Consider the following 19,173-nt stretch of genomic DNA (forward strand, 5'->3'; position numbering starts at 1 on the left):
GCCGCATTTCTGCGACTCTTTTAGTTTAAAGCTATTATATTTCGTGCCAAAATCAACCTGGGTTAGCAGCACTTTGTTTAATGACATACACGCCATCTGGTAGCGATCCGCTTAATAATCTCGCTGTGTAAATATCAACATCATAACTATTAGTACTTACAAGAACTGAAGAACCCTGAACATTAACATAATTCTTCTCTGTGATTACACCAAATGAGTTATTCATAATAGGCGTGTATTCCATCCAAGCATAGTTGTACGGATTTACTGATGCAGTTGTCGTGTTACTGCCACCATAAGTATTGGACCATGATGAGCCACCTGTAATACCAGCACTTACCGCTGTTTGTTTTGCGGTTACACCAAAGCTAGTATTCGCAATATAGCCTTGAGATACTGAATAGCTAATGTTTAACAACGAATTTACAGAAGCACTGTTATATACAGGTTGAGAGATTCTTCTAGTCAAGCCACTTCTAGTGACATAGGAGACATAACCATTTTGTTGATAGGAGTAGATCGTTGTTTGGTAAGCATCTCTAGGTGCAATAGCAGAGGCACTTGCAAAGGAAGAATCCGTTTTGAACAGAGGTACACTTGCCAACAGCCCCTCTTTAGCAGCCTCTACAGCTTGTCCTTGCGCAAGAATGTCATTGTACTCTTCTACAGAAATTTCTGACAATCCCGTAGCTGAGGCTTTATAGACTTTTATGATTTCTGATTCACTCTTTTGAGGAGCTTCGTCATTATGTACACCTTCCGCACCTGCATAAAGCGGTAAGCACAATATGAACATTAGGGCAAAAGGGAATAATAAGAACTTTTTCAATATCTTCATCCTCCAATATTTCAGATTAGGATCGGCCGTTCCCCATTGAAAATATTAACAGAATATTTTTGTAATAATATAGATATTTAGGATTATTTTCTATTTTTAGACATGTAAGCAATAGATGTCTTTTGTGTTTTTTTATATTTATTTGTATAAGTTTGTCGTATTTCCGTTATTGAATAACCCATTTGCTTACATACATTTTATTTGATACAATTACCACGTCTAATCAAACAGAAAATACCAAATACCCTCTATTCATAATGAATGAGGGCGCGGCATGGTTCTGTTCGGACAAGCTCCACCTTGCTGAACAGAGCAGTTCATTTCATGATGCTGTCTATCACACCAAGGGGAGGTGAACCCTCATGGCAAAAGACGTAATTTGCGAAGTTAACTCCTGCACCCACTGGGCAGAAGAGAACAAATGCAGTGCTGATTCTATCTTTGTAGCTTTCCACAGCTCCCAAGAACCTACACGTGCAGAAGAGACAGATTGTAAAACTTTCGAAAGCAAATAAGGTGATGATTTGAAGGGACCCTCCACGGTTCCTTCTTTTCTTTTCTCATTCTATCAAGAATGAGAATTATTATCAAGTGGCTGAAATAAAAAGCCAGGGAGAAGTTCCCCGGCTTAAATTTATTGCTTTACTCTTTCGCTATTAGGAGGCAGTAACTCCTGCCTTTTCTCTTGCAATAGCGGCTGCTCTTACCATGTTACGCAGTGCATCCTCTGTCTCCTGCCAGCCGCGTGTCTTAAGACCGCAATCCGGATTAATCCAGAACTGTTCTGGGTCCAGCACCCGCAAAGCACGATCAATATTAGCTGTCATTTCTTCTACAGCAGGAACCCGTGGACTATGGATGTCATACACACCAAGACCGATTCCTTTATCATATTCCTGCTCCTCAAAGCTGACGATCAGTTCCCCATGGCTACGGGAAGTCTCAATAGAGATGACGTCCGCATCCATTGCTGAAATGGAATCAATCATGTCATTGAATTCGCTATAGCACATATGAGTATGAATTTGCGTTGTAGCCTTCACATGATTTGTCGCGATACGGAACGACTTCACCGCCCAATTTAAGTATCCCTCACGATCTTCAGCTTTCAAAGGAAGTCCTTCACGGATAGCGGGTTCATCTACTTGAATCATCTCTATGCCTGTATCCTCCAAAGCTTTCACTTCATGGCGGAGTGCTAAGGCAATTTGATTGGCTACTTCTTCCCGACTAAGATCATCACGTACGAAAGACCAATTGAGAATCGTGACCGGACCTGTCAACATGCCTTTAACAGGAAGGGAAGTTAAAGACTGAGCATAGACACTTTCTTTAACAGTCATTGGCTCAATAAAAGCTATATCCGCATAAATAACCGGTGGCTTAACGCAGCGGGATCCGTAGGATTGAACCCAGCCATTACTGGTAAATAAGTACCCGTCCAGCTTCTCCCCGAAAAACTCCACCATATCGGTTCTTTCGAACTCACCGTGCACGAGTACATCCAGACCCAGCTTTTCTTGGAAGGTGATTGCATCTGCAATCTGCTCACGAACGAACCCGTCATACCGCTCCTGATTCCATACACCTTTACGCCATTTCAACCTTGCCTGGCGCACTTCTACGGTCTGTGGAAAGCTTCCGATCGTTGTCGTTGGCAGAAGTGGTAGCTGCCATTTCTCCTGTTGCACCTTAAGGCGCTCTGCAAAAGGCAGACTGCGTTGGTCTGGTAAATCTGCAAGTCCGAGAACTTGCTCTGCTACATCCTTACGGCCGCGTTCGGGAAGTGCACGGAAGGCTGCAAGAGCTTCGCGGCTGACTGTCAGCGCAGCAGTAGCTTCTCCAGTACCCTCTAAGGCTGCAGCAAGCAGGCCAAGCTCTTTAAGCTTCTCATCAGCAAAGGCTAATGCAGCCTTGACGGTTGCCTTCAGCTTCACCTCACCCTGAACAGTAACCGGAACATGCAGCAAGCTGCAAGAAGGTTGTAGAATAAGACGATCAAGTGGTACATGTACACTCAGCTTCTCGATTAGCTGCAGCTTAGCATCCAGATCCGAGCGCCAGATGTTGCGTCCGTCAATAATACCCGCTCCCAGCCACTTATCCTCAGGCCAGCCAAGGCGCTCAATCGATGCCAGATTCGTTCCGCCATCATGGACAAAATCAAGACCTAAACCTTGTACCGGAAGCTTGAACAATGCCTCCAATGGTTCAGCAGCTTCAAAGTAAGTCTGCAGAATAATATTTAATCCAGGCACGGATTCAGCAATTTCTGTGTAAATCGAGTTAAGTAATGATAGTTCTGATTCATTTATTCCTGTAACAATCGCTGGTTCATCGATTTGTACCCAGCTTACTCCTTCTTGCTTCAGTTCCTGCAATAGCTGAACGTAAACCGGAAGAAACCGAGCGGCAATCTTCGCAATATCCGCAGATGCAAAACCTTTTGACAGCTTAAGGAAGGTATAAAGGCCTAAAACCACAGGTTTCCCCTCAATACCCGCTTGAGACTTGGCGAAACGGTATGCTTCCAGTGGTTTATTCTCCGTCAGGCGCGGCGTTTGTGCACCGATCTCTGGAACGATATAGTGATAGTTCGTGTTGAACCATTTCGTCATCTCGCAGGCGGTAGCCTCAGCGTTCCCTCTAGCCATCGCAAAATAAAGATCAAGCCCAATGTCGCCACCATCATACGCATAACGCGGAGGTACGATCCCGAACATTACAGCCGTATCCAACACATGATCGTAGAATGTAAAATCATTTACCGGAATTAACTCAATGCCTGCCTCCTGCTGAGTCTTCAAATGCTGAAGTTGAATGCCTGCCATTTCAGTACGGAACTCTTCCTCATTTATTTTACCTGCCCAGAAGGCTTCCAACGTTTTCTTCCACTCGCGGTTTTTTCCGATTCTTGGATAGCCAAGATTACTTACTTTTACTTTGTTCGTCACTTTACAGCTCCCCTTCTCCATCTTCTTATTTTGGCTTGAAACCATAACATCCCTATTAAAAAGAGCGCCCTTCCCTAAAAAAGTCAAAGGGAAAGACGCCCATAATATACCTATGGTTCACGTCTAACACCTTCCTATCCTCCGTAGGTGAAGCAGTGCTGTTGAAACAGGCAGGTCTCCTGGCTAGCGGTGTCAGCATCCTTAGCAGTCTTCCCAGCAGTAGTAAATTGCCAGTGACGTATATTGCTATGGACTCTTCCGTTACAGTGGCGGGACCGCATCGGCTTCGAACCGAATTTCCCTATTAAGCCTACCGAATTACTAATTCCCGGCAAGCACCTGTCTCCGATATTATCAAGCTAAAACGCCTTCGGCGTCCTTTTATGGACGGTAAGCGTTTATGCGAGAGATATAAGGGTAAAGTGAACTTTTACTTTATCCTTATAATTAATAAACTGAGTGTCTTAATCTGATGTCATCATACGTGAAAGCCCCCGTCATCTGCAATAGATGACGGGGGCTTCTGTTATATCGATTCCTTATAACGGATTTAGAAAAACACGAAATATACTACAGCGGCAAGTATTATCCGGTATATAGCAAATGGTAAAAGCTTAATCCGGTTGATCAATTTCAGGAAGAATCGCATCGATAACAGCGCAAATACAAAAGCACTGATAAAGCCTGCAATGAAGAACGGCAGGGCATCGATGGTGAAATATTGCCAATTCTTCATCAGTGAGAGGAGACTGGCCCCTGCCATGATTGGAACAGCCATAATAAATGTGAAATCAGCAGCAGCACGATGACTCATACCAAGAAGGACACCACCGGAAATCGTCGACCCGGAACGTGAAAATCCTGGCCATAACGAGAAGCATTGGACAAGACCAACACCTAGTGCCTGCTTATATGTAATCTGATCGACACTCTCTGTTTGGATCTTCTTGGGTCCAAATAGATCCGCAATAATCATTAACACCGCACCAACTACTAGACCGATTAACACGGTAGATGTAGAGAATAAATGCTCATCAATATAATCATTAAACAGAACGCCCAGCACACCTGCCGGAACTAAACCTACAAGTACCTGTGTAAGCTTAAGATGTCCACCCTTTTCGAGCGGTGGTTGTTCCTCAGTTACAGGGTCCAACTGTTTACGACTGAAATGCTTTAAGCCCAACAGTTCAATGAACCTATTTCTAAAAATAACAACAACTGCTAAGATTGACCCCAGTTGTATAACCACTTTGAAAGTATTGGCCGTATATTGCCCAAATAACTCTGTCGATTTTAACCACATATCATCAACAATAATCATATGACCTGTGGAGGATACCGGAGCAAACTCGGTCAATCCTTCAACAATCCCCAAAATAATAGCTTTAATAATCGATAATAGCTCCATTTGTTCTCCTCCTTTTTAATCATAACTTTTATCTATAAGTCCTTCTTCGCTCAACCTTCGGTGTTCATTTTCCGGCTACGCTTGCGGAAGTACAAATACCCCAAAACCGCTAATCCCCCAGCAATAAGTACGTACACTACGTTGGAGTACATATCCATATACATGGCAATGTCTTCCCAGTTTTCACCCAATGCTGCGCCAATAAGCACTAGCAGTAGATTCCAGCCCAGTGTACCAATCGTTGTGAAGATCATAAATACGCCAAATTTCATACCGGACATCCCTGCCGGAATCGAAATCAAACTACGTACTAGTGGAACCATCCGACAAAATAATACGGTCCAATAGCCATATTTATCAAACCAAGCATCAGCCTTGTGAATGTCTTTTTTGCTGATTCGGAGTAGACCGCCCCAGCGTTCAACGATCTTTTCCAACCGATTTACATCCAGCAAACGACCGATATAATATAGAATCACTGCACCCAGCAAAGAACCAAGCGTAGCAGCAATAATTACACCAGGGATGGTTAAATTCGTTGTGGTTGTCATGAATCCGCCAAAAGGAAGGATCACTTCGGAAGGAATCGGTGGAAAAATATTTTCAAAAGCGAGCATCAGGAAAATACCGAAATAACCAAACTGCTCCATAAACTCTGTAATCCATGCTTGCATTTCGTAACCCCCATTATTCAAATCAAGTTCTTCTTCAAGTTGCGTAAATAACGGCTGCGAATAAAAAAGAAGTAAAGTCCCTGGACAGCCAAATAGCCCATCAATACAGCCCCTGTCTCCACAGCAATTGATAAGTAGAACAACCGCTGAAGCGCAATAAAGGCAAACACACTATGCAAAATAGCAACCCCAACTGGCACAAAAAACAACAACGACAATTGAATCGTTACAATTCGGTTTAGCTCTTGATCTGTAAGTCCCATTTTGGACAATGTAGAATATTGATGACGATCATGATCTAGATCTGTGTATAGCCGGAAGTAAAGGAAGCTGCCTGCTGCAATGAAAAAGACAGTACCCACCAGTAAAGAAGCAAATAGCATCGTGTTATACAGTGTTCTCTGTATTTCAAACAGCGTGCCGCTAACCACAATCGCGTATGGAGAGTTACTTTCATAGGATCGTTTGCCTTTATGGGCAAGATCCGCCGCTATACCAACCGTTCGCGGGAAGTCATCCATATAAAATCCTGTATACAAATCAGTCTGTACGGGATCAATAGCCTTGTATAGCTCATCGCTGATCACAACTCCGCTGAAGTCTCCTCCATCCCTTCCATCAAGCTCCGGCAACAGATATTCGGCTATCGGAACATGCTGGGTATACCCCGTTTCACGAATGGAAAGACCTTGCCTCAGGGTGTAGACCTGCTTCGCTCTACCCGCTGTCAGACTCCGATCTCGTTGCGAACCGATCATCACCAGTCCTTCATCTCCACTAAGAGGGCGCTCATCCGTCGTAAACCCTGCACGAAGCAGAGCAAGCTTATAATCACTGTAAGCAATCAAGGGAAGCCTTAACGTGCGATCAGGCCCAGTCTGAGATTCCACCTCTGCGTATTTGATAGGAATACTAAGTGTCTCATAAGGTAAGGCGAGCGTTGTAAGCTCATCTTTAATTTCTTCCAAATGCTGTTCAAAAAGTACCGGTGTCTGATCGCCTTTGGCTACATAACCAACAGCTGCCGGATAATCCAATTTCAGCTCTCTGGAAAGCGTATGGATCGATGCGAATACCCCCACTGAAGTAAAAGATACTGCGGACACAATCGTCACCATAAAAAACATTCGGGCATTCTCTTTCCAGCGGTAGGACAAACCCGATAATGTAATCATATTGGTATGGTTCCAATACAAGCGCCGAATCGTCTTAAGCAATTTAACAACATAAATACTAAGCTGCGTATAAAAGAGATAAGTTCCTGCCACCGTAATCACAACTACGGGAAACATCACCTTTTCAACCGAAGCCGCTTTTGCAGTAGCAGCCAAATAATAACCCAGTAGCAGTAATACAGCAGAGATCATAGATAACACGAGGGATACCTTTGGTTCCTCATCTGCTTTTCGCTCTCCCTGAAACAGCCGCATTAGCGATTCATTCCCAATAAAGGCGAAGGTGCTCAGCGAGATTAACATAAATAACAGTGCAAAACTGCATATCGTAAGTACTAGTGCCTGCCAAGGAAGATGAAACGTTAAAAGAGGTATTCCTAGAAAAGTAGATCCGATCATCAAAAACAACTTACCCAGAATCAACCCTAGTAAAGTACCTGTTAGGATGGCTGAGGTGCCGATCATCATATTTTCCAAAAACACCATCGTGTTGAGCTGTTTCTTCGTCATTCCATGCATCAATAAAATCCCAAATTCCATCTTCCGTGACTGCAGAAACGATCCGACCGATACGAGAACAAACAAGGAGCAAAACACATAAATAATGGCTTCCGCCGCCATCATTGTATGAGCCGCCGTACTATAAACCAAACTCTTAGAAATATCCGGATGATAGATAAACAAGGCGCACACAAAAAAGATCATCACTGAAAAAGCACTGACGACAAAATAAGCCGCATATTTACGCTTGTTACGTGTAACATTCCTATAAGCGAATTGCCGAAAGGTCATGGCTAGTTCCCCCAAGCAGAGACAACATATCAATAATACTTTGGAAGAAAGCGCCTCTACTGCTTCCCCTGTACATTTCACTATAGAAACGTCCGTCTTTAATAAAGATGACTCGGTTACAAAAGCTCGCGGCCACTGCGTCATGTGTGACCATCAGCACGGTTGCCCCTTCTTCCTTATTCACCTCTGTCAGCATATTCATGACTTCGCCTGAAGCTTTGGAATCCAAATTCCCTGTAGGCTCATCTGCTAAAATCAGTGCAGGACGATGAATCATCGCCCGGGCGATGGCGGTCCGCTGCATTTGTCCACCTGAAATCTCGTAGGTTCTTTTTTGCAGCAAATGCTCAATGTCCAGCATGCTTGCTACTTCTTTCAGCCTGCTCTCCATTTCCGTTACACGGACACCAGCAAGCGTGAGAGGCAGTACAATGTTCTCCTCTACAGTGAGCGTATCCAGCAGATTGAAATGCTGAAAGACGAAACCAAGCTCATGGCGGCGAAAGAGTGCCTTTTCTTGTCTGCTAAGCAGATTGGGATCTCGGCCGTTGATCAGAATCTGACCGGAGGTCGGCTGGTCGATGGTGGCGATCGTGTTGAGCAGTGTTGTTTTCCCACTCCCCGAAGGTCCCATTACGCCAACGAACTCCCCTTTTTCAACAGAAAAGCGGATATGATTCAATGCCTGAGTGGACACTTTACCCTCATATATTTTTGATAAATTATGAACATCTAGAATGGGCAAGTGTTACCTCTCCTTCTTTCGACTGGATTGCCTTCATTATACAAAGTGTATACACAGGCTGCCATTTCTCTAACTTACAATGACCTTACATATTTGTAAGGTAGGACTCCCTAAACACTATCCGCACGGTCGTGCCCTTACCTTCTTCTGAGCAAATGCTCACCTCGTGACCAAGCTTTCCGCAGATCTGTTTCACAAGATATAGACCCATCCCCGTGGATTCTTGAAAGGTTCGTCCATTTACACCTGTAAAATAAGGATCAAACACACGCGGCAGATCACCTGCCGGTATGCCAACCCCTTCATCTCGTATCTCCAGTACTGCTCTCTTTTCCTCTTGTATGTACCCATGGAAATAAACATGTTTGCCGACTTCCGTCGTATAACGTATCGCATTTGTAATGATCTGTGTCAGCACAAAACTTAACCATTTCTCATCTGAGGTTACGGTGATTCGCTCTTCTATTTTAATAGTAGGAAATATACGGTTACGTATGAACAGACGTTTCTGCTCTGAGGTTACACCACGTACTAGGGTTTCCAAATCCAAACGTTCCACATAAAAGTCATGCTCAAAAGTATCTAGCCGAGCCGTATAAAGTACGGTATCCAGTCCTTTTTTCAGACGATCCAGTTCATCACCTATTGCTGTAAAAGGCGGTCCGTCCTTATCTTGGATCATCAAATGGATGACAGACAAGGGTGTCTTCATCCCATGCACCCACTGATTAATAAAATGAATATGTTCTTCCAGCTTGTGGCGGTAGCTGTGTAAATCATTTTTGTAGAGGCGGAATTGTGATCCTAGTAGTCCTCGTAAACTCACGGCAAGCGGAGAATCCTGAGTAGGGCCGCCGGCTTCATCTAGAGAGGAGGGAACTGTCTCCAGCCGTTCATAGAATGTACGATTGCTGATATACCGATAAGCGAGGTAGCCAAGCAGCAGACAAGTGCTGAGAAGAGCTGCGTACAGACTTACGCTCACACCACTGCCTCCATCCAGCCGATAGACTAGTGTGATCAAGATGAGCTGCGCTAGGTAGACTATAATTAATGGGATCTGCTCCCGCAAAAATAGCTTCATTCCTCATCCCCCCAGTTCGAAATCAAGCGGTAGCCTTGGCCTCGAACGGTTTGTAGGCCGTCCGTAATCTCTAGAGCGGCAAGCTTTTTACGTACACGAGTGACATAGACATTAAGTGTATTCTCATCTACGAAAGCTTGATCATCCCAGATTTTCTCGAGCAGTCTGTCGCGGGTAACGATGGTTCCCGACTTTTGCATTAGCTCATCTAGTATTTTGGCTTCGGTGTGGCTTAAGTCCACCTTGACTTCTCCTCGAGTAAGAATTAGTCGCTCCACATCCAGCGTCATTCCGGCAACGGTTAGGGCACGATCATTGTTGCTTCCCGCGTAAGTGCCGTAGGCGCGTCGTAGCTGGCTTTTGATTTTGGCCATCGCAATTTCATAATCAAAAGGCTTTGTGATATAATCGTCCGCTCCGTTCTCCAGCGCCATCACCTGATCCATTTTGCCGTCACGGGCAGATATAAAAAGGATAGGGCAAGTGGAAATCCCGCGAATCTGACGGCACCAGTAATACCCATCGTATTTTGGCAAATTAACATCTAATAGAACCAGGTGTGGAGCGAACACTTCAAACTGAGTGCGAACCCGCTCGAAATCATTCACTGCCTGTGTCTCATATCCAAATTTATGTAAATAATCCTGTAGCAGAGCCACCAGTCCACGGTCATCTTCTATAATAAATATTTTGAACATATCATGCCTCCGGTCACAGCCTTAACAATATAGGGGTTTGCCAAATAATATATACATCGTGGAGAGGGTTAGTCAAATCGTTAGGGGATTGTGCGACAAATCGTCATGCGTAAAGCGAGGCAGACTTCATGCGTAACGGGAGGCAGATCGTCATGCGTAACGCAAGGCTGGTATTTAATGGTTATGACTTAAACTATCCCAAGTCCAATCTCTAAAAAAAGACCCGTGAATGAACATAATCATTCACGGGTCTCACTATATAGTTAGTTGCAGATACAGTAGCAGTGGGCATCGCAAAGTCGATAATAAAAACATCAAACGGCGATATCACATCGAACATAAGTAACCAATGGTTTATTGAAGGAAACTGAACCGGAACGTTAAGGGTGTTAGGTTAGCTCGATTTGGAGGCTGGATTTGCTCATATCCTGCAAATCTAGGGGATTTATACTCCTCTTTTGCTCCATTTGGGCCAATTCAGACGAATCTGGGGGATTTATACACCTCTTTTGCCCCATTTGAGCCAAGTCGCACTATTCTGGGGCATCACTCTACCCATCAACCTCGGCCAATCCTATCTGCCATCCAGCAGATTACCAAGTCCCCCAAGCACGCTGCCTTCTTCTTTGCGTCCGTTGTTACCGGCTGCGGACAGAATGCGGTCAGCCATACGGCTGAATGGTAACGACTGCACCCACACCTTACCGGGACCGCGCAGCGTAGCAAAGAACAGGCCCTCGCCGCCGAATAGCGCGGTTTTGACCCCTTTTACAAACTCAATATTATAATCCACAGAAGACGTCATAGCGACTAGACAACCCGTGTCCAGCTTAAGCGTCTCTCCCGGTTGAAGTGTGCGTTCCATAACATAACCGCCAGAGTGTACGAATGCAAGGCCGTCACCCTCCAGTTTTTGCATAATAAAGCCTTCTCCGCCAAAAAAGCCCGTACCCAGCTTACGCTGAAATTCAATACCGATCGAGACGCCCTTCGCCGCACAAAGGAATGAATCCTTTTGACAGATCACTTTTCCAGCGTATTGCTGAAGATCAAGCGGGATGATTTTGCCTGGATATGGAGCAGCAAAAGTGACACTTTTTCTTCCATAAGAACCGCTGTGTGTAAATACGGTCATGAACAAGCTTTCCCCTGTCAACAGACGTTTGCCCGCACCCATCAGCTTACCCATCAGTCCGCTACCGCGCGTACCCCCACTACCATCACCAAAAATCGTCTCCATCGTAATTTCCTGATCCATCATCATGAAGCTTCCAGCTTCGGCAACTACACTCTCTCCGGGGTCTAGTTGTACCTCCACACACTGAATTTCCTCGCCCATAATGACATAATCAATCTCGTGAGCACTCATCCCGTAGTTCCTCCTTATTATTAAAGTCACGATGTGACTCTTCGAATGAAAATTAATACGTGCGTTGTGATTCACGGTTTCGCCAATCATGACTACCCATGTTATTTACCTATTTCCAGCAAAAAAGTCAACCAAAATTCTGGCTGACCTAAATCGTAGTATCCCCGAAAAATGCAGTTTATACCAGCCGCCATCACGCATAAATTGTTTCTTTATCAGGCATATAAAAGAGTGATCACGCCAAAACGGCTACATCCAATATGATGAATACAGTACCTTCTTTGACTCCCACATCCACTGATCAGCAGCGACAAAATATCGTCTCCTCCACTCGCGCCGCCACTTCGCAGACTAATCCCCCATATGCATGATGATTCAGACATATTCATTGCGCTGTTTTTCTTATTAATATCCAAGTTTTAACCATTACCGCTTCAAGAGTATCTTTTTCAAGTCTTGATAATATGTTACAATACTTTTTATACTTAAACGTTTATTTAGTAGTCTAATTCTAATGATAAAGGTGAAAAGAATGAAACCAAAATCGGAATATGCAATTCTGCTATACTATAAATTTGTAAAAGTGCCGGATGCAGAACAATTCGCTCAGGAGCATTTGGCTTACTGCAAAGAGCTTGACGTAAAAGGACGAATCCTCATCTCAGATGAGGGCATCAACGGGACACTGTCCGGAACGATTGCCCAAACCGAGCAATACATGAAGGATTTGCGCGCAAATCCGCTGTTTAGCGATATCGTCTTCAAGATCGATGAGGCTGATGGTCATGCCTTCAAAAAGATCTTCGTTCGTTATAAAAAGGAACTCGTGACGTTCCGTGTCGAGGATGAACTGGACCCTAACGTGATCACCGGAGAGCATCTGGCGCCTAAAGATTTCTATGAAATGATGCAGCGCGATGATGTGGTAATTCTGGATGGTCGTACCGGCTACGAATTCGATCTTGGTCATTTCCGCGGTTCGATTCGCCCTGAAGTAGACAGCTTCAAAGAATTCCCAGACTGGATTCGCGAGAATATGAGCGAGCTAAAAGATAAACCAATCCTGACCTACTGTACCGGCGGAATCCGCTGCGAGAAATTAAGCGGGTTTATGATGAAGGAAGGCTTCCAGCAGGTGTACCAGCTGGATGGCGGCATAGTAACTTATGGTAAAGACCCTGAGGTACAGGGCCAACTGTTTGATGGAAAATGTTATGTCTTCGATGAGCGGATCTCCGTACAGATTAATCATACCGACGAGGATATCGTTGTTGGTCGTTGCCATCACTGCGGTCAGCCAGCTGACCAATTCATCAACTGCGCCAACGATGCTTGCCATCTACAGCATATTTGCTGTGAGGACTGTGAAACACAGCATAGTGGTCATTGCTCGGACGAATGCGAAGCTATCACGAATGCTGTGGGCTGAAATAAAAGGGGCAAGCTGGTCGCAAATGTTTCTACACGATTCAAAGATGAGCACATAAGAGTCTTAAATTAACTAAAAGGTGGCGTACAGGATTTTCACTGTACGCCACCTTTTGTTATGAGCGAAACGTCCGAGCAATGCCTGAGAGCTGCAACCCCTTTAAATTACGTCACTTATCCAACAAAAAAAGTCAACCAGAAATTCTGGCTGACCTTAATCGTAGTATATCCCCGAAAAAAGCTGTTTATACCAACCTTCTTCACATTACTGTTCCATCATGCGGCTTGCGCATCGTAGACTGAATCTTTGGCGCCTTCACTAACTTTGGTTTGCCTAAAGAGGTTGTAAAAGTGATCACATAGCCAGCTACGACTACCGCCATCACGGTATACATTGTTTCCTTAACAGGCATATAAAAGAGTGATAATGCCAGAACGATGACATCCAACATGATGAATACTGTACCTACTTTAATTCCCTTCCATTCACTGATCAGCAGCGACAAAATATCGTCTCCACCACTTGCGCCGCCGCTTCGCAGAATAATTCCCGCGCCTAAACCTGTCAGTACGCCAGACAAAAGGGCTGCTAATGCCAAATTGCCCTGCAAGTTAATGACCAAATCGGAATAACGTTCCATGAGTCCGTAAAAGATTGTAAAAGCTCCTACAGAAACAAAGGTGTTGCACACGAACGCTTTCCCTTTGAACATCCATGCAATCAAGAGTACTGGAACGTCTAGAAGCAGAGTTGAAATTGAAGGTGAAATTCCTAATACATATTTGCCGAGTAGCGATAATCCTACGAATCCGCCCTCAGACAAATGGTTCTGAAAATTGATGTGATAATAAGCAAATGCAAGCAAAAATGTTCCAAACAAAATGACTGTCAACCGGAGCAGTACATTCACTCCGTAATTGTGGTTCCTCATACAGGTCTCCCCTTATCGTATATGGCGGCTAAACGTCCCACCAACCTCTACGACGGGTAAAACCGGAGGTGTTGCTCCTTCGCATATATATACTCCTTCCCCTCGCAGAGGCGGTTCGTCGAGTAACAACGGTTCACGCACCTTCTACAGGGAAGCTAAGTATAAGACAGATCATAACGTTTCCAAATCGTCCTTTGGGGAATCGTCCTTCGGGGACACATGGTATCCTGATCCTTTCTCTAATTTAATAAGTTCTGAATACATTATACCACGGAGATCCCCCACTCTAAACACTTTGCTATAAAAAAGCAGGAGTCACTCTACACTCCGTAGCAATCGATTGATTGTTTCACGCCTCACACCGATCAATTGTCCTATTTCTTCCTGTGTCAATAACTCTGTTAGCATTGCGCCATGTGAGTAGTCATTGAACCATCGGGTAAGCAATTCCAGGCGTTCTGCAGGGGTACCTACGGTAAGGTGATCCAGGCGTGTCTGCATAAATCGCACCTTCTCTTGGAGCAGCCTGGCGATTTCCATCGCTTGACCCGGATCTTCACTTAACTGTTGATACCATGCCGCTGAAGGGACTGCCTCCACCTCGCTCTTCATCATCGCAACTGCTGTTCCATGCGCCTCCTTTGGCGAAATGAGTGAATGATGGGGAACCATCTCTCCGGGATACAAGATGTTAAACAGCACCATGTTCCCATTTTCATGAAGTCTTGTTACCTTGAACAGCCCACTTTTCACCTTGTATAAGAATTCGCAGCTGTCCCCTTGACGGAACAAGACTTCCCCCTTATGCAGTATCATCTCGCTCGCTCCTTTGCCCTCTTGTTATATATATTTTCAATTATACAAAAATAAACCCCATGTAAGGAGATTATTCTCGCAAGGGTTGAGGGAAATACGCGGTCAAGTTAAGAAACGCCTTCAGCGTCCTCTCAGGGAAGATGATCGTTTCTGCGAAAAAAGAGGGGTAGTTTTTAGAGTAAACATACAAATTCTTATATTCAAAAAAACTGCCGAGCACCAGAAGAAGCGTCCGGCACCCAGCAGTTCAAATTACTTATTTTATTATTTTGCCTCAAGAGGTTTCTTCCATAATCCTAGCATTAATCCGGAAATAACAGATCCGACCAGAACAGCCAACAGGAACAACAATGCGTGGCTCGAAAGTGCGGCTACAAAGATCCCGCCATGCGGTGCTGGGACGTTGATATTCCAAAACTGAGTGAGACCACCAGCTACGGCTGAACCTAGGATACAAGAGGTCAGAACACGCAATGGATCGGCAGCGGCGAATGGAATCGCCCCTTCTGTAATGAACGATAAGCCCAATACATAGTTTGTTAACCCTGATTTACGTTCTGATTCTGTAAATTTATTCTTGAAGAAGGTAGTAGCAAGCGCTATTGCAAGTGGAGGAACCATACCGCCTGCCATTACAGCTGCCATCATGAATCCGTTAGTATTTCCACTGGTAGTGAATACCCCGATGGCAAAAGTGTAGGCCGCTTTATTGAAAGGACCTCCCATATCAATAGCCATCATGCCACCAAGAACGAGACCCAGAATTACTGCATTAACGGTTCCAAGATCGTTAAGCCAATTAATGAGCCCTACGTTCATCCAGCTAAAGATCGGATCGAACAGGTAATACATCAATCCACCGGTAATCAATAGACCAAATACCGGATATAACAGAATTGGCTTTAATCCGTCGAGCGTTTTTGGCAGACCTGCAAACACCTTGCGCAGACCGATAACAACATAACCAGCCAAGAAACCTGCAGCCAGACCGCCGAGGAATCCAGCATTGGAATTCAAGGCCATGTAACCGCCAACCATACCCGGCATCAGGGCTGGACGATCACCAATACTAATCGCAATAAATCCTGCAAGGACAGGAATTAGGAAATGGAAGGCACCATCGCCGCCGCCAATCGTCTGCAGTAACTGGAATAGTGGATGATCCTCTCCGCCGACTTGTTCAATCAGGAAGGAGATCGCCAGCAGAATACCACCACCGACTACAAACGGCAGCATGTGGGAGATACCGTTCATCAAGTCCTTATATATTTTACTGCCGATACTACCTGACTTCTCTTTTGATTCTCCCTCATTGCCACTGCGGCCTTCATTATGGTAGATCGGTGCATCGCCGTTCATTGCTTTGCGAATAAGTTCTTCCGATTTACGAATACCGTCACTAACCGGTCTCTGCAGCACAGGCTTACCATCGAAGCGAGCCATTTCCACCTGTTTATCCGCTGCGACAATTACACCACTTGCACGCCGAATTTCATCGGCTGTTAAGACGTTCTTGGCTCCCTCAGAACCATTCGTTTCTACACGGATATTAACTCCCATTTCCAGAGCCTTCTTCTTGAGCGCATCTTCAGCCATAAAGGTATGCGCAATTCCGGTAGGACAAGCTGTAACAGCTACGACGAATGCTTGGGAATCCGGGTTGCCGATAATTAGCTTTTCAGGTTCTGACTTCTTAACAGCTTCAGCAGCTTCGCTCTCTTTCTCCTTGGCTTCTCCTTCCGCCTGCTTCGCATCGAACAAGGCGGATACCTCAGCTGGCGTTCGGGTATTCATCAGCTGTTCAATGAATTCACTATCGATCAACAGTCTGGACAGCGAGGCCAATGTACGAAGATGCATGTTGCCCGCTCCTTCTGGGGCGGCAATCATAAAGAAAATCCGAGCCGGCTCATCATCAAGCGATTCGAATTCGACGCCTGTCGCACTCTTGGCAAACACAACTGTCGCTTCATTCACCGCTTTAGTCTTAGCATGTGGCATTGCGATACCGCCACCAATCCCAGTACTGGATTGCTCTTCACGCTTCAGAATCATCTCTTTAAATAGAACAGGATCATTGATACGACCACTTGCGGCAAGACTGGCAATCAATTCATCAATTGCCCCTTCTTTAGTGGTTGCTTTTAAATCCATAATCATTGTATCTTTTATCATTAAATCCGTAATTTTCATGTCTTCCAACTCCCTTGAGTACTTTGAATGCTGTTAGCTTACACTTCTGAGATGTCGATCAGCGGTCTAAGTTTCTCGATAAATTCTCTATTTGCCAGGTCATCTGAGAACGCCGTTGCACTTCCTGAGGCAACACCTGCTCGGAACGCCTCCATCAAATCTCCAGTCAAGGATAATGTACCTACGAATCCAGCGATCATGGAGTCCCCTGCGCCCACAGAATTCTTTACTGTTCCTTTTGGAGCATTGGCGTGGTATACCCCCTGATCCGTTATGAATAAGGCACCTTCACCCGCCATTGAAACCAACACATGCTTCGCGCCTGCTTCCAGCAGCTTACGTCCATAAGTAATGATTTCTTCCTTAGTCTGTATCGTAACGCCGAATAGCTCTGCAAGCTCATGATGATTGGGCTTAACGAGCAACGGCTGATGAGGGAGTGCCATTGTCAGCGCTGACCCTGTAGTATCAATTACAAATTCGGCCCTTCTCTGCTTGCATACAGATATCAACTTGTCATAGAAATCTGCGCCAAGCGATGGGGGAACACTTCCCGACAAGATCACAACATCAGCCTCGTTCAAAGCGGATAGCTTCTGCAACAGCGCATCAGCCTCCGTATCATTGATGACAGGCCCTGCACCGTTAATCTCTGTCTCTTCTCCATGCTTAAGTTTGATATTAATTCGGGTATCATCAGAAACAAATACGAAATCACTAGAAATTGATTCTTTCCGCAACCATTCCTCAATATATCGCCCGGTGAATCCACCAAGGAAGCCTATAGCCTTATTCTGAACCTCAAGCTGATTTAACACGCGGGACACGTTAATCCCTTTACCACCGGGAAGCTTCAAATCACGTTTCATCCGGTTCAAATCACCTAGTCTCAAATCTTCAACTTCCACGATGTAATCAATGGAAGGATTTAGCGTTACTGTATAGATCATTGTTATCCCTCAATTATTTTGGTTTTCTAAGCCATTAGATTACCGCTTGAACATGCGGCAAATGTAATTTCTCCAAACGATCTTACGATGATTCCTTACCACTCAAATTAAGGCAGTTTCTATCCATAAAAATATCATCTGTCTAGGGTCATACCAGAGAGACGTCAACGCCCATTTGCGTGAGCTCACGGATGAACTTGTCAGATGCACCAGAATCAATAATGCAGTGGTCCATTTCCATCACATCGGCAACCTTGCAGAAGGATACCTGACCCAGTTTGCTATGATCAGCGAGCAGAATCACTTGCTTCGCAACCGAGATCATTTTGCGCTTAGTCGCAGCCTCAAGCATATTTGGAGTCGTGATGCCTTCTCGTAGGTCCAATCCGTTAGTTGCAAGAAAGGTTTTATCCACTCGCACCATTTCTAAAGAACGTTCTGTCATCGGTCCTACAAAAGCCAGTGTATCGGGCCGCAGCATACCACCTGTAATCGAAACTTCTATATTCCGGCAATCCCTCAACTCATTGAGCGCCATGATTGAATTCGTAATCACCTTGATATTAGAAAAAGTCTTTAATTCTTTGGCAATCTGCAGCGTTGTTGTTCCAGCATCCAGCAGAATAGCATCGCCTTCCTCAATCATCTCTACAGCCTTGCGTGCAATCCTCTGCTTCTCATCCAACAAGCGATCTTCTTTATCTGGATAGGACGCCTCAAAGTTGACACTCTGCAGGGAAACTGCCCCGCCATGTGTTCGTTTCAACAACTTAGCTTCTTCAAGCTCTTTCAGGTCACGGCGTACAGTGGATTCGGATACACCCAGTTCCTGACTTAGCTCTTGTACCGAAGCTCTTGAATTCTTTTCCACAAAAAGCACGATTCTTTGTTTTCTCTCTTCCTCAAACAACATCGTGGTTCGCTCCTTTAAGTTACAGCGCCATCCCATCTATAAATTGCGCTTATCTTTGGAAATTCATGATCATTAATTGATTATTTATGACTGTTATTGATCGTTTGTGCTCGTTTATGATTTTAACAGCGTTTTCATCATCTGTAAAGCGCTTTAACATTAAAAATGACACTCTAACAAAATGTAATAAATGGATTGATC

The 19,173-nt window shown here is 44.7% G+C and carries 16 protein-coding genes and 1 riboswitch; of the genes, 2 read left to right on the forward strand and 14 right to left on the reverse strand.

Features of this window, described 5'->3' with window-relative positions; genetic code table 11:
- Positions 1–52 precede the first annotated feature (52 nt).
- Positions 53–829, reverse strand: coding sequence for a hypothetical protein (locus R50345_RS21350; RefSeq protein ID WP_042129925.1), 777 nt, complete (start codon positions 827–829; stop codon positions 53–55).
- Between the two features lie 371 nt (positions 830–1,200).
- Here R50345_RS21350 and R50345_RS30905 point away from each other — a divergent pair, with 371 nt between their 5' ends.
- A complete protein-coding gene (locus R50345_RS30905; RefSeq protein ID WP_076120659.1) occupies positions 1,201–1,353 on the forward strand; it encodes a DUF1540 domain-containing protein in 153 nt (50 codons plus the stop codon).
- Between the two features lie 141 nt (positions 1,354–1,494).
- On the opposite strand, the gene metE is transcribed toward R50345_RS30905, so the two are convergent.
- The 8 genes from metE to R50345_RS21390 form a co-directional block, all read right to left on the reverse strand.
- Positions 1,495–3,813, reverse strand: a complete 2,319-nt coding sequence (gene metE, locus R50345_RS21355; protein WP_042132354.1) for a 5-methyltetrahydropteroyltriglutamate--homocysteine S-methyltransferase — start codon at positions 3,811–3,813, stop codon at positions 1,495–1,497.
- A gap of 131 nt (positions 3,814–3,944) precedes the next feature.
- Positions 3,945–4,150, reverse strand: a riboswitch (cobalamin riboswitch).
- 192 nt (positions 4,151–4,342) lie between these two features.
- Positions 4,343–5,203: an undecaprenyl-diphosphate phosphatase gene (locus R50345_RS21360; RefSeq protein WP_042129927.1), complete on the reverse strand. Its 861-nt coding sequence runs from the start codon at positions 5,201–5,203 to the stop codon at positions 4,343–4,345.
- A gap of 50 nt (positions 5,204–5,253) precedes the next feature.
- A complete protein-coding gene (locus tag R50345_RS21365; protein ID WP_042129929.1) occupies positions 5,254–5,877 on the reverse strand; it encodes a DedA family protein in 624 nt (207 codons plus the stop codon).
- Between the two features lie 17 nt (positions 5,878–5,894).
- Positions 5,895–7,844, reverse strand: a complete 1,950-nt coding sequence (locus R50345_RS21370) for an FtsX-like permease family protein (RefSeq protein WP_042129931.1) — start codon at positions 7,842–7,844, stop codon at positions 5,895–5,897.
- Positions 7,819–8,589 (reverse strand): ABC transporter ATP-binding protein, encoded by a 771-nt coding sequence (locus tag R50345_RS21375; protein ID WP_042129933.1) that lies wholly within the window; start codon positions 8,587–8,589, stop codon positions 7,819–7,821. The genes R50345_RS21370 and R50345_RS21375 overlap by 26 nt, the downstream gene beginning before the upstream one ends.
- An 85-nt stretch (positions 8,590–8,674) precedes the next feature.
- Complete coding sequence (locus R50345_RS21380) at positions 8,675–9,673, reverse strand: sensor histidine kinase (RefSeq protein WP_042129934.1); 999 nt, start codon at positions 9,671–9,673, stop codon at positions 8,675–8,677.
- The gene (locus tag R50345_RS21385) at positions 9,670–10,371 is read right to left on the reverse strand and encodes a response regulator transcription factor (RefSeq protein WP_042129937.1); all 702 of its coding nucleotides are present in this window, start codon (positions 10,369–10,371) and stop codon (positions 9,670–9,672) included. Before R50345_RS21385 ends, R50345_RS21380 begins: the two co-directional genes overlap by 4 nt.
- A 574-nt stretch (positions 10,372–10,945) precedes the next feature.
- A complete protein-coding gene (locus tag R50345_RS21390) occupies positions 10,946–11,740 on the reverse strand; it encodes a TIGR00266 family protein (RefSeq protein ID WP_042129938.1) in 795 nt (264 codons plus the stop codon).
- A gap of 532 nt (positions 11,741–12,272) precedes the next feature.
- Between R50345_RS21390 and trhO the strand changes: the two genes are divergently transcribed.
- Positions 12,273–13,169 carry an oxygen-dependent tRNA uridine(34) hydroxylase TrhO gene (gene trhO / locus R50345_RS21395; RefSeq protein ID WP_042129939.1) on the forward strand — a complete coding sequence of 299 codons (897 nt, stop codon included), beginning with the start codon at positions 12,273–12,275 and terminating at the stop codon, positions 13,167–13,169.
- A 259-nt stretch (positions 13,170–13,428) separates the two neighbouring features.
- Here the strand turns inward: trhO and R50345_RS21400 are convergent, their stop codons facing one another.
- The 5 genes from R50345_RS21400 to R50345_RS21420 all read right to left on the reverse strand — a co-directional run bounded on the left by R50345_RS21400 (position 13,429) and on the right by R50345_RS21420 (position 19,008).
- A complete protein-coding gene (locus tag R50345_RS21400) occupies positions 13,429–14,100 on the reverse strand; it encodes a YitT family protein (protein ID WP_042129940.1) in 672 nt (223 codons plus the stop codon).
- 315 nt (positions 14,101–14,415) lie between these two features.
- Positions 14,416–14,916, reverse strand: coding sequence for a Crp/Fnr family transcriptional regulator (locus R50345_RS21405; protein WP_042129942.1), 501 nt, complete (start codon positions 14,914–14,916; stop codon positions 14,416–14,418).
- Positions 14,917–15,180: 264 nt separating this feature from the next.
- Positions 15,181–17,109 carry a PTS fructose transporter subunit IIABC gene (locus R50345_RS21410; RefSeq protein WP_042129944.1) on the reverse strand — a complete coding sequence of 643 codons (1,929 nt, stop codon included), beginning with the start codon at positions 17,107–17,109 and terminating at the stop codon, positions 15,181–15,183.
- Between the two features lie 38 nt (positions 17,110–17,147).
- Positions 17,148–18,059: a 1-phosphofructokinase gene (pfkB, locus tag R50345_RS21415; protein ID WP_042129946.1), complete on the reverse strand. Its 912-nt coding sequence runs from the start codon at positions 18,057–18,059 to the stop codon at positions 17,148–17,150.
- 148 nt (positions 18,060–18,207) lie between these two features.
- Entirely contained in the window at positions 18,208–19,008 is an 801-nt protein-coding gene (locus tag R50345_RS21420) for a DeoR/GlpR family DNA-binding transcription regulator (protein ID WP_156114843.1), read from the reverse strand.
- Positions 19,009–19,173: the final 165 nt, after the last annotated feature.

It is taken from the genome of Paenibacillus sp. FSL R5-0345, from assembly GCF_000758585.1.
Taxonomy (GTDB): domain Bacteria; phylum Bacillota; class Bacilli; order Paenibacillales; family Paenibacillaceae; genus Paenibacillus_AQ.